Genomic DNA, 15720 nt, shown 5'->3' on the forward strand with positions numbered 1-15720 from the left:
TCAATGAAGATTGGCCAATAGACTCTTGGCACTCTGAACAAAGTAGTCGATCCCCGCGGAAATCGTCGCATCTTTTCCCACAAAGTGAGGGTCGTGCAGATCGGCCGCATCCGGGGCACCATTAGAGCCAATAAACGCAAACGTTCCGGGAATCTGTGCTTCAAAAGTGGCAAAATCCTCACCCGTCATCGTTAATTCCGGCTTGACGACGGGTTCCTTTAATCCCTGCGCAACAATTTGGGTAATCCGCTGGTCATTATGAATTGGGTATGCGCCAACGCTCCAGTCAATGGCCGCAGTTTCGTCATAAGCCGCAGCCACGTTGTTGACAATTGCATAGAACCGTTCTTTAACCAAATCCGTTACTTCGTCAGAAAACGTCCGAACGGTGCCCTCAAACGTTGCCTTATCTGGTAACACGTTCCAAGTTTTGCCAGCGGAAACCTTGGTCACACTGACAACCACCGCGTCGAACGGATTAGAACTGCGACTGACGATGGTTTGCAGCTGGGAAATAATCGCGGCCGCCGCAACAATCGGATCGTGCCCCTTTTCTGGGCGAGCGCCATGTGACCCGGCGCCATGGACGGTGACTAGGAACCGGTAACATCCCGCCATAAGCGGCCCAGCCTGCAAGGCAATTTGACCAACCGGCAAGTTAGGATTGTTGTGAAAGCCAACAATGGCCGCCACCCCGTCCAATACGTGCTTTTCCAGTACCTGATCGCCGCCATGACCAGCTTCTTCAGCCGGTTGAAAGAGAAGCCGGATGTCACCGGCAAGGTCGGCTTTTTGTTGATTCAAAAGATTGGCTGCTCCGAGTAAACTTGAAAAATGAATGTCGTGACCACAGGCGTGCATGACACCAGCGTTTGCCGACCTAAAAGGTAGATCAGTCTGTTCATCGACTGGCAATGCATCAATATCGGCACGCAAAGCAATCGTTGGTCCTGGCTGACCGCCCTTAATTTCGGCAAGCAGGCCGGTCGTCAATTCCGTTGGAACGACCGGAATTCCCCAGCTACTGAGAATGTCTTTGATCCGGTTAGTGGTTTCAAATTCCTGATTGGACAGTTCCGGGTGTTGATGAAACTGATGTCGCAAATGAATTATTTCGGGTAAAATATCAGTCTTCGTTTTCGTTGTCAAAATCGTCACCTCATTTAAATGCCGTTGAAATCGCCTGATCCAGATCCGCAATCAAATCATCACTGTCTTCTAAGCCAATCGATAATCGTAACAGCTGATCGGTGATGTGGCTGGCTGCCCGCCGTTTTACGGGCACTTCTCGGTGAGTAATCTTGATCGGATTCACAATTAGGGAACGACTATCGCCAACGTTTGGTAAATACAGAAATAATTTCACGGAATCGACCACCGTTGCCGTTTGTTCGGCGGTGCCATCTAGTTCGAAGGACAACACCGTCCCAATCCCTTTTGGAAAGGATACTTTTGCCAAGTCATACTGATCTGAATCCGGCAACCCGGTGTAGTAAACGGCTTTAACATGGGGATTGGTTTGCAAATAGTTTGCGATTTTTAAACTTGTCGCAACCTCCTTATCCAACCGTTCGGTGATCGTTTCGAGTCCCACTAATTCCAGATAAGCTTCAAAGGGGGCGAGAACGGCGCCCATTAATCGCAGATACTTCTGCCGAATCCGTTTAATGTAAGCCCGCTTTCCATACACATCAATGAAGCTGTAATGTTTCGGATGGGCCGCGCTCTTCAAAATAAACTCGTTTTCTTTAAATTGTGGAAACTTTCCGCCAGCCCAGTCAAAGTGACCGCCATCAACAATCAAACCGGAAACCACGTTACCGTGACCACTAATCCCCTTTGTCGACGAATACACCACAATGTCGGCGCCGTGCTTAATCGGCTGAAATAAATACGGCGTTGAGAACGTATTATCAATAATGAGTGGAATCCCGGCTTCGTGGGCAACCTTGGCCAGCCCGTCAACGTCCGAAATCTTAGTGGTTGGGTTGGCCACACTTTCCGCATAGATCGCTTTGGTGTCCGGCCTAATCACTGATTTAACTTCATCAAAATCATTGATATCATCGACAAGGTCAAAATCAATGCCGTACTTGGGAAATAGGGTTTCAAACTCATCCAGAGCGGCCCCATATATGTCGTATGGGGCAATAATTCGACCACCACCTTCAGCAACGTTTAAAATGCTGTAGGTAATTGCGGCCATTCCGGAACCAACCGCAACGCTGTCAACGCCACCATCCAGTGCCGCAATTCGCTGTTCCAGGACAGACACAGTTGGATTGCCCACCCGCGAATACATGTAGGCATCCGGCACATTCCCCTGGGCGACTTCCTCACCCCGTTTAGCTGAGCCTAGCGTGAAGGCCACATTCTCATAGATTGGAACGGTGGCTGAATGATGATGTTGGGCTGGGTCATAACCACCATGAATTCTGAGCGTGTCAAATTTTTCTTCTGCCAAATTACTTCACTCCTTAATTGGCGTTCCGCTAAGCCGATCGGAAATTCCAAGCCGGTTCGCGATTTCGTTTGCTTGATCGATCGTCGTTTGGTCAATCACAACGCCATTTTTTAAATTACAATCAATATTTTGAATTTCCCGATCACCTGGAACGCGAATGGGATTGGCCCCTGAATGGGCTAAATGTCGGATCCGATCCAGCATATCGCTCAATGACGCTTCTATTTCTTGAGGATCTCCGAATAATTCCGGATCCAACGCCAGGAAGAAATGACTGATATCATGATTCTTATGACCAAGATCGGCAGAAATTGACCCCTGAGCAAGGATGCCTGTTAAACACTCAACGATTAATGAATTACCAAATCCTTTATAATTCGCATTCGCTTCCCGTTGGCCTCCCAAAGGAAGAATCCCGCCAATTCGACGGCTTCGCGCCAACTCATCCAAAACGGTTTGCGGATCAGTTTGCGTTTGCCGGTCACCATTCACCGCCCACTCTCCTGGGATTGATTGGTTATTCTTAAGCAACACTTCAATTTTCCCCAGCGAAACCGTTGACGTGGCCGCATCAAAAACAAACGGGGCATTTTGGGTTGGAAACGCAAACGCGAGTGGATTACTGCCAAGAAACGGTTGGTTCGCCCGTGGCGGGACAAGTAAAGGGTTTGTGTTAGTCGCGACAATGCCGATTAATCCGGCTTTGGCCGCCATCCGGGCATAGTATCCGGCAGCTCCAAAATGGTTTGAATGCCGCACGACCCCCACTGAAATTCCGTGACGCTGTGCCTTACTCACCACGTGATCCATCGTAAAAGCTGAGACGAGCTGGCCCATCGTGTGGTTAGCGTCCACCAGCAGGCTTGACTTGGTGTGCCTGACAACGGTCCACTTGTTGTATGGAATAATCGCTTTTGCCCGAATTTTTCGATCGTACATCGCTAGTCGCTGAATACCGTGGGAAGTAATTCCCCGCAGATCCGCGTCGGTTAGTGTTTCCGCAATCAAGGCGCTATCAGTTTCCGAAAACCCATAGCCAAGATAAACATGGGCAATGAAATTTTTCACTGTCGCTGCTGCAATTTTCACCGCGGCCACCTCTTTTCCCATCCCTAATCGTCGTAATATGCCTTATTCACCAGTTGTTTCACGTTGGTACCTGCCTTTAAGAACCCTGCCTGCTTCAATTGGTTAGCGTAATAGGTAACATCCTGTTTACCCTTAGACTTCTTCAGGCCGAAATGATAACTGGCAATTAAGTTGGCAACGTTCTTTTGGTTAACAAACTGACTGCTTGGAACATATTTCTTCTTTAACAAAATGGATGCCGTCTCTTGAGGATGCTGATTGATCCACTGGGCCGCCTCCTGATAGGCCTTCACAACCGCTTTAGCCTTTTTTGGACTTTGCTTTGTTAACTTGTTGGCCAAGTAGAGATAACAACACGACCCATCCTTCTTCATGCCCATCTTGGCCATGGCATCGCTGCCTTTGCTGTTGTTGTTATCAACAATCACCCGAAAATGATCCTCTTTAATCGCTTGATAGGCATACGGATCCACGTTGCCGATGGCATCAACCTGCCCCTTCTGAGCGGCCTTTGCCAATAAATCATAATCGTAAGTTTTCCAAGTCACGCCGGTCTTTGGATCGATATTGGCATGCTGAAGGGCAATTGAAGCAACGAACTGAGGGGTTGATCCCTGACCAGGAGTCGCAATTGTCTTACCCTTCAGGTCGTTCACCGTCTTAATTGGTGAATTTTTGGGGACCAATACCTGAATACATCCCTGATGAATGCCGCCGGCAGCTTGAATCTGGGCACCGTTTTGAATGGCTGGCAAATATTGAAAATCACCATTGAGGGCGTCATATTTACCACTGGCAAACCCCGCTTCGAGGTCGGAAATGTTGGTTGGCTTAGCAACCAAACTGGCCTTAATGCCATTTTTCTTAAAGAATCCCTTTTCGTAAGCAATGTAGTTTGGGGCGCCACAGATCGACCCGTTCTTGGCCGGAATGGTAATTGCCCCATTTTTGTAACCCTTTGTTGCCGCGGACTGTTTGTTGCCACAACCGCTAAGTCCACCAGCCACTAATAGTAACCCCAAAATACCCATCACAATTTTATTGAATTTCATGCGCCTTCACTCCTCAACACGCTGATCTTTCAGCGCTTCTTTAAACGATAACCACCCTAAATCGTTTCTGATATGGGTTTCTTTCCAAAATTCAGCTTATCTTGAATCGCCCTTCTAAATTCTAGGAATTGATCACTTGTCCGATCACGGGGAAACGTTAATGGATTTGTCACAACCTCTTTGATTCGACCAGGCCGTGGTGTCATCACCACAATCCGGGTTCCCAAATAGATTGCTTCATCAATATCATGGGTCACCAGCACCATCGTCGTTTGCGTTTGTTTCCAAACCCGGTGAATGACGTCCTGAACATCGGCCCGGGTAAAGGCATCCAACGCGCCCATCGGTTCGTCCAATAGTAATAATTCGGGATTCATAATGATTGACCGCGCCAAAGCTGCCCGTTGTGCCATCCCACCGGAAACCTGATGGGGATAGGCCTTTTCAAATCCCTTGAGCCCCATTAACTCGATGTAATGGGCCACCAGATTCCGATCGTAATGCCGCCCATGAACCGCTTTTAAGCCGGCGCTAATATTGTCACGAATCGTTTCCCAGGGAAACAAACTTCCGTGCTGAAAGACGTATCCTCGGGAGGCATCCGGACGGGTGACCAGCTGATCATCAACCGTCACTTTCCCAGTTTCCGGTTGGTCTAGTCCCGAAATTAGTCGTAGCAGCGTCGTTTTCCCGCAACCAGACGGACCAATGATCGAGATAAATTCACCGGATCCGACACTTAAATTAATATCTTCCAATACATTAATCCGTTCACCGTTATTATCGTGTAAAATTCGGTTAACGTTTTGGATTGTTAATTGAACCATTGTCAGCCATCCCCTTTGCGTTTGCTAAACCTTCGAACTTTTCCGCCATCTTAATGCATACTCCTGAAGCTTATTCAGGAAACTAAAGATAACTGAGAATAAAATTGCCATAATCACAATTGCCGCATAAACCTGGGTGTAGTTACCAACGCCTTTGGCCCAGTTGATATACCACCCCAAGCCAACTTTGGCGCCAATCATTTCGGAAATCACCAGCATGGTAAATGACAGTCCCATCGCGGTGAAGATACCAATGAAAATGTTCGGAAGAGCTCCGGGGATCACAACCTTACGCATGATTTGAAATTCAGAAAAGCCCAAGGTCCGCGCGGATTCGAAGTAGTCCGATGAAATGCTTTGAACGCCACCAATGGTCATAAAGGCAACCGGAAACCAAACCGCAAACGCAATCAAAAAGATTTCCGCTAAGTAACTCGTTGGAAAAATCACCATGGTCAACGGCATCCACGCAGCCGCCGGAATAATCCCAATGACCTTGAGAAATGGAAATGACCAGTAATTAAACTGACGGTAACGGCCCATATAGAGGCCCAGGACCACCCCGATCAAGGTTCCAACGATAAAACTAACCAGCCAAAGTCCCAGTGACGACCAAGTTGATGCGATGAGTAACTTTTGGTCGGTTTTAATCTGATCCAGGATCTGAGCAAAACTTACAAAAAACGGCAATTTAATCATCGCGAACTTCTCAGTCAGTAAATCCTGACCGATCAACACCACTCCCAAGAGGGCGTTCAGCTGCGCAAAGTGACCGCTGTACAAGCGGATTTTCCCCTTTGTGACCGACCCAATTCCGTATACGATCAGTAGATAACCAAAGTAAGCGGCTAAAAATCCTTTATACGCACCGTTATTGACCAGTTCTTGAGAATGCACCGTGACATTTTCGAAATAGGCCGCCGCAACGGTCACGAGGCTCAGAACATTCCAAGTTAATCGCCATGGTTTCCAGTATTTAGTTTGCACCTCGTCCTTTTTAGCTGCCGGACTGCGATGCTTCTTTGATAGCGTGACTGCGTCTAACATGATGGGGCCTCCAATCTAGTCATCCAATTTCGGATTCCAATAAGCTTGTTTCAACAATTGCGCGTTCTTCGTATTCTTCTTTAAATAACCGGCCTCTTTAAGTTGGCTAATGTAATAGTTCAGATCCGATTTACCCTTATTCAAATTCAGGTCAAAGTGTTCGTCCTTTAGGATCTGGGTTACGTTAGCAACGTTAATGAATTTCGTTTTCGAGACGTACCCCTTATTCAGTTCAATTTTCGCGGTTTCTTCCGGATGCTGATTGATCCACTGAGCGGCTTCCTGGTAGGATTTCACCACTGCCTTGGCCTTCTTGGAATTAGACTGAATCAGCTTGTTTGACAGGTACAGGTAGCAGCATGATCCCTTTTTCTTCATTCCCATCTTGGCCATCTGCGCGTTACCGGCATTATTATTGTTATCAATGATTGCTTTAAAACCATCCTGTTTTTGTGCTTGATAGGCGTACGGATCAACGGTTCCGATGGCGTCAACCTCACCCTTTTGAGCTGCTTTAGCCAGCAAGTCGGTCCCAAAGACTTTCCATGTCACGTCCTTCTTTGGATCAAGGCCGGCATGCTGCAGGGCAATTGAAGTGACGTATTGGGGTGTCGATCCCTGGGCTGGGATGCCAATTGTCTTTCCCTTCAAATCCTTAACGCTTTTGATACTGGAATTCTTTGGCACCAGTAACTTGATACAGCCTTGATGAATCCCACCAGCAGCTTTAATTTGGGCGCCGTTTTGAATGGCTGGCAAATACTGAAAATCGCCATTTTGCACGTCATATTTGCCACTGGCAAACCCGGCTTCCAAATCACTGATATCCCGCGGGTTGGCAACCAGGTTTGCCTTTAGCCCGTTTTTCTTAAAGAAGCCCTTCTCATAAGCAATATAGTTGGGGGCGTTACAGATGGACCCATCCTTTGCCGGGACGGTAATTGAACCATACTTATAATCCTTAGTTGTTTGCTGCTTGGCTGAACTGTTCCCACACCCAGCCAACGTAACTGATAATGCCAATAAACCCGCGATACTTCCCAATACTCTTCCAAATTTCATCCTCAAACGATCTCCTATCTCACATCAATTTAAAAAACGCCCCGTGCCGCTTGCCGCGACCCAGGACGTTTTTCAACGTGTTACCACCTTTGTTTAAACAACCCTCACAAGTTGTTTCTCTGCAAGAAAATACTTTCTCATACCCGATAACGGGGGTGCCGATGACGCTTCACGATTCGGCGTCATAAGTGCTCGCGGACCATATTCCCTGAAAATCAATTGCCGGTTTTCACCATCTCCGGCTCTCTGTACATCAATTAATCAGGTACTCATCCGTTCAACGCATCTAAATTGAATTTGTCTTTCAAAGCTAATCGGTTACCTCACTAACGGGTTCCGATAACCGGTCGAGGCTTTGGGTTAAATCACCAATTAAATCTTTGGGGTCCTCAATTCCCACCGATAACCGGACCAACTGGTGGGTAATCCCGGCTTTCAACTGCTCTTGGGGCGAGAGTTCCGCGTGAGTCATCTTGTACGGTAACTCAATTAAACTTTCAACAGCCCCCAAGCTGACTGCTAACTGGATCAGGTTCAAGTTTTCAACAAACTTGATGGCGTCAAACCCCTTTTGCAATTCAAACGAGATGATCCCACCATAACCTTTGAGTTCCGCGGTCGCAATTTCATAATCCTTCGTCCCGGCAATTCCAGGATAGTAAACCTTGGCGATTTCCGGACGGCTCTGAAGGAAATTGACGATTTTGGCGGCATTGCTGACATGTCGGTCTAATCGAACAGCTAATGTCTGGATACCCCGCCGAATGAGATTCGAGTCAGCGGGCGACAGTACCGAACCAATGCCGTTTTGATTAAAGTAAATTCGGTCAGCAATTGCTTGATCCCTGGCAACCGCGATCCCAGCGACAACGTCGGAATGACCACCCAAATATTTGGTTGCTGAATGAACGACGATGTCAGCGCCAAGATCTAATGGCTGCTGCAGATACGGGGTTAAAAATGTGTTATCCACGATCGTCAGTAACCCATGGCGTTTGGCAATCTTAGAAATTGCCTTCACACTGGTCACCTTTAACAACGGGTTGGCAACCGTTTCAAAGTAAATTGCCTTTGTCGTTGACTGAATGGCGTTTTCAACGGCCGCCAAATCTTGGGTATCAACGGACGTCACCTTCAAATCCCAGCGCTTAAAGAACTGGTTGATTAGCCGAAAGGTTCCACCATAAATGGTGTTGCCAATCACAATGTGATCTCCCGGCGAAAAGATTCCTAAAACAGCGTGAATGGCGGCCAGCCCCGACGAGAACGCAAATCCTTTCGCGCCGTTTTCCAAGGCAGCTAACTGATCTTCCAAATAGTTTCGGGTCGGATTACCGGAACGGGCGTAGTCCCACGTGACCTTGGCATCGACCTTCGGAAAAATAAAGGTTGATGAATTGTAAATTGGCACGTTAACCGCACCCGTCTGATTATCATGTTGCGAACGTCCGTGAACTAATCGTGTATCAAATTCTGTCATATCAATTTCCTCGCTTTCCACAAAAAAAGTCCCTGCGCAACCGAAGTTGCTCAGGGACGATTTTTATCGTGTTACCACCCGTATTCGCATCGATGTCACCACCGATACCTCAAAGACACAAACATGCCCGGAATTTTATCGTGCTTCCCACGTACATCAAGCTTTCACTTTCAGTAATTGCTCAGAGCTCATCTTCAAAGAACGTTCCTGCCCATCCTCGCACCAACGATGGTCGCTTTCATTCAGTACTGATTCTCCTACTCTTCTCTTCATCGCAAATAATATTAAAATTTAATTAGATTAATTGCCATGATGTTACCCTGAGATTGAAAGGGTGTCAAGTTGTTTTTGAAATTTAAGGGATTACCATTATTCTCCCAACAACCGCTTCAGCCGCGCAATTCGCTCATCCAGCGGTGGATGCGTATCAAACATTTTAACGATAAACGGCGTCTTTCCGTGCTTATTGGTGGGTTCGTTAATATATAAAGCAGCGCCCTTCGCTTCGGCATTTTTCATGGGTGTCGAATCGTCTTTCAACAACTCCAATGCGTCAATGAGGCCTTGAGGGTCCCGGGTCAGATTCACACCGGAAACGTCGGCCAAAGATTCGCGTTGTCGCGAAACGGCAAACTGCATAATTTGCGCAATTGGCACCCCGATAATCTTAATGATCCAGCCGCCAAGCCAGACAATGAAACCAAAGGTCAGCACGGCAATCCAAAGATAGCGGGAATCCTTGGAATCATCGTCACGATCACCAAAAATGCCCATCCAGTTTCCACCACGAATCATGCTAATCCCAGCGATAATCATGACCGCACCAGCGCCAGCAATGAACGTTGTCAACGCGACGGTAATCGAAGAGACCCGAATATCATAATTTTTGATATGCGAAATTTCGTGAGCCAACACGCCCTCAAGTTCTTCCCGATTCATCATCTGCCGCAACCCACTGGTGACGGCCACCGCGGCATGCTCCGGATCGCGCCCAGTCGCAAATGCGTTGGGCGCCTTTTCATCCATGAGATAAATATCGGGCATTGGAATGTTGGCCGCCATTGATAGGTCACTGACGATATTAAACAAAGTGGGATCATCGGACTCCTGCAGCTGATGGGCGTTGCTGGACTTCATCAAAATATTGGTCACGCTCAGGTACACAAACAACGTGTAAATTGCCGCGCCAATCAAAAATCCCGCTGCGGTATACAACGGAATTTTCAGGTCGATTGGATCGCTTTGATACGCAAAGATCAGCCCCAATAAGAAACCAATCACGGCGATCAAAAACACGAAGCCGACCAGTACCCACCAGGTTCGAATTTGATTTTGTTTAACCTGCTGATTAATTGTTTCCATTTCGGTGAAAACTCCTTCTGTTAACTAGAATTTCATCTTCGGCACTTCTTTAGATGCCTCAGGAGCTTCCAAATAATCGCGAACTGGGAAGTTACCAAATTTTGCGACGAGGTTACTTGGAAATGTCTGTAACTTGTTGTTATAGGCCATCACGTTACTGTTATAGTTTTGACGGGAGAACGCGACCTTATTCTCAGTGTTCGTCAGTTCTTCCTGTAACGATAGGAAGTTCTGGTTGGCTTTTAAATCCGGATAGTTTTCGGAAACGGCAAACAGGTGATTCAGCGCCCCCGTCAATTGATTATCCGCCTTAATTTTGTCCCCCAAACTTGCGTTGGGATCCGTAATCGCCGTTCGCATCTCAGTCACCGTTGCGAGGGTCTCTCGTTCGTGCTTGGCATACCCCTTAACAGTTTCCAACAAGTTGGGAAGCAAATCTCCCCGCCGCTGTAATTGAACGTCAATCTGGCTGGCAGCTTCGTCAACCAAATTTCGTTGTGAGACAATGCCGTTATATAAAACGACAATAATGAGGATAATTACAATTAAAATTACCCCGATAATTAACCATGTCATCGTAGTTCCTCCTTGGTTTCTTTGGTAATAAACATACCATATACCACTTAGAATGCAACATAGTGGGCTAAAATATAACGAGTTTTGAATTGACTTCCGACTTAATAATCGGCACAATGGATGAAATCAGTTTTCTCATCGAATTTTAAATTTCTCATCCCACGACCCCAGACAGGAGACGCCACTATGGATCAACAAGAAAAACTTCAAATTGTCCGTGACCTGGTCAATATTCGAACCGTTAATGAAAACGAACGGGCCGCGGCTGACTATCTCATTAATCTACTCGCCAAACATGGCATCTCTGCGAACCGAATTGACCAGTTTCCCAATCGCAGTAATGTGGTGGCAGAAATCGGTAACGGTCAGCATCCCAAACTCGGATTTAGCGGACATTTGGACACGGTTCATGAAAATGAATTGAGTCACTGGGACACGCCCCCATTCGAGGCAACAATTCACGATAACCGTCTCTATGGCCGGGGCACATCCGACATGAAAGCCGGCCTCGCTCAGTTCGTCATTACCATGATTGAACTGCATGAGCAACAAGAGCCGCTTCACGGGACCATTCGTCTGTTGGCAACCATCTCGGAGGAGTTAACCGAAGAAGGAGCCGCAATGCTTTCAGATGCAGGCTACGGCGATGATTTAGACGCGATCCTGTTCGCGGAACCGACCGGGGTCCCAATTGCTCAAATCGATCAGTACTTTGCAAGTGGGGCTGCCACAATTTCTTCAGGAAAGCTTGAGCAATTGATGCAGGCAACAACTCAAAGCACCGCCCCAGAGCAACACTTCATCATTAACGCCCATAAGGGGTGGATCAGCTACACGGTCGCTTCTCACGGCAAGGCCGCCCATAGCTCGATGCCCAAGCTGGGAATTAACGCGATTGACAACCTCGTTCAGTACTACAACGCGGAGAAAGCTTTTTATCACTCCTTAACGGAACGTCATCCGGGACTTGGAAAAACCGTCTATGCGCCAGATGTCTTTGTTGGCGGCAAGCAGGTCAACAGCATACCCGACCTCGCCGTTGAAAAGGTCAAGGTCCGGACAATCCCTGAATTATCAAACGAAAACCTAGTTCGCAAACTTCGCGAACTCATTCAGAAACTAAATGAGATCCCCACAATGAACCTTGAACTCACTGTTGAGCAAAGTGAAGACCCGGTGGCAAATAACGTCCACGACCGCCTCACTAAACTCCTTCAACATCACGCGGCTACCATTCTGGACGAACCATTGGCATTGCCGACAATTGGCTCTTCAATGGGGACCGACGCCTCGGAATTTCGGCGCCATAATCCAGATGGCGAATTTCTAATTGTTGGCCCGGGCAACACCACTGCTCATCAGGCGAACGAATATGTCGAAATTAGTAGTTTCCTGAAAATGCAAACCTTGTTTGCGACCGTCGCAATCAATTATCTGCAACCCGATTAAATAAACGAAACGGGCAGTCAACACTGATAAAATCAGTTTTGGCTGCCCGTTTTGATAAATTTTCATTTTTTATAAACGTTCAAACGGCCACGAATAAACGCTTATTAATTCATTGGATGATTATTGGATGATGTTCACTTCTATACTAATCCCTGCGCCATCATGGCTTCAGCGACCTTTTCAAACCCGGCGATGTTAGCCCCGGCTTGGAAATTCTGATCAAGATGGTACTCTTTGTCCGCCTTTTGTGACATTTCAAAAATGTTGTCCATAATGTCGTGTAAACGATTGTCGACGGTTTCAAAACTCCATGAAAGCCGTTCGCTATTTTGACTCATTTCCAATGCGGAAACGGCAACCCCGCCGGCATTGGCAGCTTTGGCAGGACCATAGTAGATGTTATTTTCACGATAAGTTGCAATTGCATCCGGTACACTTGGCATGTTGGCGCCTTCGCAGACGTACTTTACCCGGTCCTTGGCAATTAGCTTCGCTTGATCCTTGCTAATTTCGTTCTGAGTTGCGCACGGTAACGCGATATCGTAATTGGTATCGAAATCCCATACAGAACCCCCATGATATTCAGCAGTGTCAACGCGCTGAGCGTATTCCTTGATCCGGCCGCGATGGACTTCCTTGATCTGTTGAACGACCTTGTAGTCAATTCCATTTGGATCATAGACATAGCCATCCGAATCAGAACAGGTAATCACGGTTGCGCCGTACTCGGTTGCCTTTTGAATCGCGTAAATCGCCACGTTCCCACTACCGGAAATCTTAATCTTCTTGCCGGTTAATGTGTCGCCTAAGGCTTTTAACATCGCATGGGTGTAATAAAGTAACCCAAAGCCGGTTGCTTCCGTTCGTGCCAAACTACCGCCAAAGGTTAATCCCTTGCCAGTTAAAACCCCGTTCTGGTAACCATTCAAGCGTTTATAAGCCCCGAACAGAAAACCAATTTCACGTCCGCCAACGCCAATGTCACCAGCGGGAACGTCCAAATCAGGGCCGATATGCCGTTGTAATTCCGTCATGAAACTCTGACAGAAACGCATCACTTCAGAATCCGACTTGCCCTTGGGGTCGAAGTCGCTACCGCCCTTGCCGCCGCCAATTGGCAAACCGGTGAGACTATTTTTCAGAATTTGTTCGAACCCCAGAAACTTAACAACGTCTAAGCTAACACTGGGATGTAATCGAAGACCACCCTTATAAGGGCCGATCGCTGAGTTAAATTGAACCCGAAAGCCGCGGTTTACCTGAAACTTACCGTTATCATCCTGCCAAGGGACTCGGAATTGGATGACCCGTTCCGGCTCAACCAATCGTTCCAACAGGTTTGCTTCAATATATTCTGGATGTTTATCCAAAACTGGTTCCAAGGTATCCAAGACGGTGAATGCTGCTTCCTGAAACTCCGTTTGATTGGGATCACGACGTTGAATGGTATCTTTCACAGATTCAATATAGGTCTTCGCATTACTCACAAGCACTACCAGCTTTCTATCATATTATTAATTGATATAAATTCAAACAAGGGCCCTTTGATGTTTAAAATTACATCGTTACGTTATATTCTACCAGACTTTTAATGATAAATCTTCACATTTTATGAATTTTTTTATGTGTTTTTTTATATACGATCGTCATATTTTCAAAAATCTCCCAATTTAACACGCTTTCACCCCATGCTGGTAAATTTTTGAAAATAAAGCTTACGAGAACTTCTTATTTATGCTAGTATGTTCAAATGCCCAAACGGGTGTTGTCATCGATTCAGAGAATTAGAATTAGGAGTGTTCGCATTTATGGAAAAATCATTACAGGGTGAAACTAGTATGGCTCGCGAAGCTAAAAAGCAAGCGGCTAAACCAGTTGCTCACCCATTTGTTGCAATGCTTGGCATGTTAATCGGCGGTTTCGTCGGCATGCTGAGTGAAACGTCGTTGAACATTGCGTTACCCAGTTTAATGACCGCGTTACACGTTAATATTGGCACGATTCAGTGGTTAGTCACCGGCTACATGCTGGTAATCGGCATCGTCCTGCCACTTTCAAGTTTACTTTCAAAGCTGTTTTCAACCCGGCAAATCATTATCTTTGCGATCGTTGCCTTCATGGTTGGCGCCATTATTTCAGCTCTGGCAAGCAGCTTTCCCATCTTATTAGTCGGCCGGATGATTCAGGGGGTTGGTACTGGACTGATCCTCCCATTGATGTTCACGGTTGCCACCTTGATCTTCCCACCGTATAAATTAGGGGCTGCCATGGGCCTGATTGGACTAGTCATTATGTTTGCCCCAGCAATCGGCCCCACGTTATCCGGGATGATTCTGGGATTGATGTCTTGGCAGTGGATTTTTTGGATGTTCGTGCCATTCTTGGCAATTGCCCTCATCCTCGTCATCAAATACTTACCAAATGTCGGTAATATTTCCAAACCAAAAATTGATATCTTTTCAATCATCCTATCAACCCTCGGCTTTGGCGGCCTTGTTACCGGCGTCAGTCTGGCCAGTGATCAAGGTTGGGGATCGCCAAGCGTGATCGTCACCTTAGTGGCTGCCTTTATCTTGTTAGCTTGGTATATTAAACGACAGTTGGCTTCCGCCGAACCAATTTTAAACTTCCATATTTTTAAGAATCGTCAGTATACGACTGGTGCGGTTCTGGTCATGATGGACTTTGGCATTATCCTCTCGTCAATGTATCTGCTACCGATGTTCTGGCAAAATGGCCTGGCCATTCCAGTTGCCCTAACAGGAATTGTGATGCTGCCCGGTGGCATCGTCAACGCGTTGGTATCCGCAATTGCTGGTCGGTATTCCGACATCGTCAGCAAACGGCTGCTGACCGTTACCGGCTTTGCGATTACCATCGTTGGTATTGTCATGCTGCTGTTTGCTCAAGCCACCTCGCCAATGTGGTACGTCATTCTCGCCCACATTGTGATGATGATGGGGGTTCCGTTAGCCATGTCACCATCTCAGACATACGGATTAAGCGCGCTGGATCAACGAACTTCCAGTGACGGCAGTACCATCATGAACACCTTCCAGCAGATCGTCGGCGCGATTGCCACGGCCATTGCCACGGCTTTGCTTGGCGTCGGTCAGCAGGCATCATCTGCCAGCCACCAAGTCGCCTTTACCAGCGGCGTCCATCTCGGATTGGTTTTCACACTGATTTTAGCAATCGCAGCACTTTGCCTGGCATTTACCGTTAAAGAAAAGCGAGCTTAATTACCGCAATCAAAAAAGTCGCGTCTCCATATTCGGAGACTGAAGTGAACCCCCATAGTTGGATGAAAAA

General features: G+C 47.0%; 13 protein-coding genes and 1 other annotated feature. Of the genes, 2 read left to right on the forward strand and 11 right to left on the reverse strand.

What is annotated here, in order from left to right:
- The 10 genes from FD47_RS06060 to FD47_RS06105 all read right to left on the reverse strand — a co-directional run bounded on the left by FD47_RS06060 (position 1) and on the right by FD47_RS06105 (position 10959).
- Positions 1-1158: an amidohydrolase gene (locus tag FD47_RS06060; RefSeq protein WP_082402602.1), complete on the reverse strand. Its 1158-nt coding sequence runs from the start codon at positions 1156-1158 to the stop codon at positions 1-3.
- A gap of 1 nt (position 1159) precedes the next feature.
- Positions 1160-2464 (reverse strand): O-acetylhomoserine aminocarboxypropyltransferase/cysteine synthase family protein, encoded by a 1305-nt coding sequence (locus FD47_RS06065; protein WP_056980226.1) that lies wholly within the window; start codon positions 2462-2464, stop codon positions 1160-1162.
- A 6-nt stretch (positions 2465-2470) separates the two neighbouring features.
- The gene (locus FD47_RS06070; protein ID WP_056980228.1) at positions 2471-3553 is read right to left on the reverse strand and encodes an Ldh family oxidoreductase; all 1083 of its coding nucleotides are present in this window, start codon (positions 3551-3553) and stop codon (positions 2471-2473) included.
- A 23-nt stretch (positions 3554-3576) separates the two neighbouring features.
- Positions 3577-4605 (reverse strand): ABC transporter substrate-binding protein, encoded by a 1029-nt coding sequence (locus FD47_RS06075; RefSeq protein ID WP_056980230.1) that lies wholly within the window; start codon positions 4603-4605, stop codon positions 3577-3579.
- Positions 4606-4661: 56 nt separating this feature from the next.
- Positions 4662-5432, reverse strand: a complete 771-nt coding sequence (locus tag FD47_RS06080) for an ABC transporter ATP-binding protein (RefSeq protein WP_054733897.1) — start codon at positions 5430-5432, stop codon at positions 4662-4664.
- A gap of 24 nt (positions 5433-5456) precedes the next feature.
- Positions 5457-6482: an ABC transporter permease gene (locus tag FD47_RS06085; RefSeq protein ID WP_081467877.1), complete on the reverse strand. Its 1026-nt coding sequence runs from the start codon at positions 6480-6482 to the stop codon at positions 5457-5459.
- Positions 6483-6494: 12 nt separating this feature from the next.
- The gene (locus FD47_RS06090; RefSeq protein ID WP_056980232.1) at positions 6495-7541 is read right to left on the reverse strand and encodes an ABC transporter substrate-binding protein; all 1047 of its coding nucleotides are present in this window, start codon (positions 7539-7541) and stop codon (positions 6495-6497) included.
- Between the two features lie 58 nt (positions 7542-7599).
- Positions 7600-7831 (reverse strand) — a binding site (T-box leader).
- Positions 7832-7851: 20 nt separating this feature from the next.
- A complete protein-coding gene (locus FD47_RS06095) occupies positions 7852-9021 on the reverse strand; it encodes a trans-sulfuration enzyme family protein (RefSeq protein WP_056980234.1) in 1170 nt (389 codons plus the stop codon).
- Positions 9022-9390: 369 nt separating this feature from the next.
- Positions 9391-10383, reverse strand: coding sequence for a M48 family metalloprotease (locus tag FD47_RS06100; RefSeq protein WP_054733899.1), 993 nt, complete (start codon positions 10381-10383; stop codon positions 9391-9393).
- Between the two features lie 24 nt (positions 10384-10407).
- Positions 10408-10959, reverse strand: a complete 552-nt coding sequence (locus tag FD47_RS06105) for a LemA family protein (RefSeq protein ID WP_054733901.1) — start codon at positions 10957-10959, stop codon at positions 10408-10410.
- A gap of 186 nt (positions 10960-11145) precedes the next feature.
- On the opposite strand from FD47_RS06105, the gene FD47_RS06110 reads away from it, so the two are divergent.
- A complete protein-coding gene (locus FD47_RS06110; RefSeq protein WP_056980235.1) occupies positions 11146-12408 on the forward strand; it encodes a M20/M25/M40 family metallo-hydrolase in 1263 nt (420 codons plus the stop codon).
- Positions 12409-12548: 140 nt separating this feature from the next.
- Here the strand turns inward: FD47_RS06110 and gdhA are convergent, their stop codons facing one another.
- Positions 12549-13895 (reverse strand): NADP-specific glutamate dehydrogenase, encoded by a 1347-nt coding sequence (gene gdhA / locus FD47_RS06115; RefSeq protein WP_056980239.1) that lies wholly within the window; start codon positions 13893-13895, stop codon positions 12549-12551.
- A 321-nt stretch (positions 13896-14216) separates the two neighbouring features.
- Here gdhA and FD47_RS06120 point away from each other — a divergent pair, with 321 nt between their 5' ends.
- Complete coding sequence (locus tag FD47_RS06120; RefSeq protein ID WP_056980237.1) at positions 14217-15650, forward strand: DHA2 family efflux MFS transporter permease subunit; 1434 nt, start codon at positions 14217-14219, stop codon at positions 15648-15650.
- The last annotated feature ends 70 nt before the right edge of the window (positions 15651-15720 follow it).

Source organism: Lentilactobacillus parafarraginis DSM 18390 = JCM 14109 (assembly GCF_001435895.1).
GTDB classification, from domain to species: domain Bacteria; phylum Bacillota; class Bacilli; order Lactobacillales; family Lactobacillaceae; genus Lentilactobacillus; species Lentilactobacillus parafarraginis.

Bases quoted from the DNA above. Each gene is read 5' to 3' on its own strand.
- FD47_RS06090 (WP_056980232.1), bottom strand. From the start codon at position 7,541: ATGAAATTTGGAAGAGTATTGGGAAGTATCGCGGGTTTATTGGCATTA.
- FD47_RS06110 (WP_056980235.1), top strand. From the start codon at position 11,146: ATGGATCAACAAGAAAAACTTCAAATTGTCCGTGACCTGGTCAATATT.
- FD47_RS06120 (WP_056980237.1), top strand. From the start codon at position 14,217: ATGGAAAAATCATTACAGGGTGAAACTAGTATGGCTCGCGAAGCTAAA.
- FD47_RS06100 (WP_054733899.1), bottom strand. From the start codon at position 10,383: ATGGAAACAATTAATCAGCAGGTTAAACAAAATCAAATTCGAACCTGG.
- FD47_RS06105 (WP_054733901.1), bottom strand. From the start codon at position 10,959: ATGACATGGTTAATTATCGGGGTAATTTTAATTGTAATTATCCTCATT.
- FD47_RS06080 (WP_054733897.1), bottom strand. From the start codon at position 5,432: ATGGTTCAATTAACAATCCAAAACGTTAACCGAATTTTACACGATAAT.
- FD47_RS06075 (WP_056980230.1), bottom strand. From the start codon at position 4,605: ATGAAATTCAATAAAATTGTGATGGGTATTTTGGGGTTACTATTAGTG.
- FD47_RS06095 (WP_056980234.1), bottom strand. From the start codon at position 9,021: ATGACAGAATTTGATACACGATTAGTTCACGGACGTTCGCAACATGAT.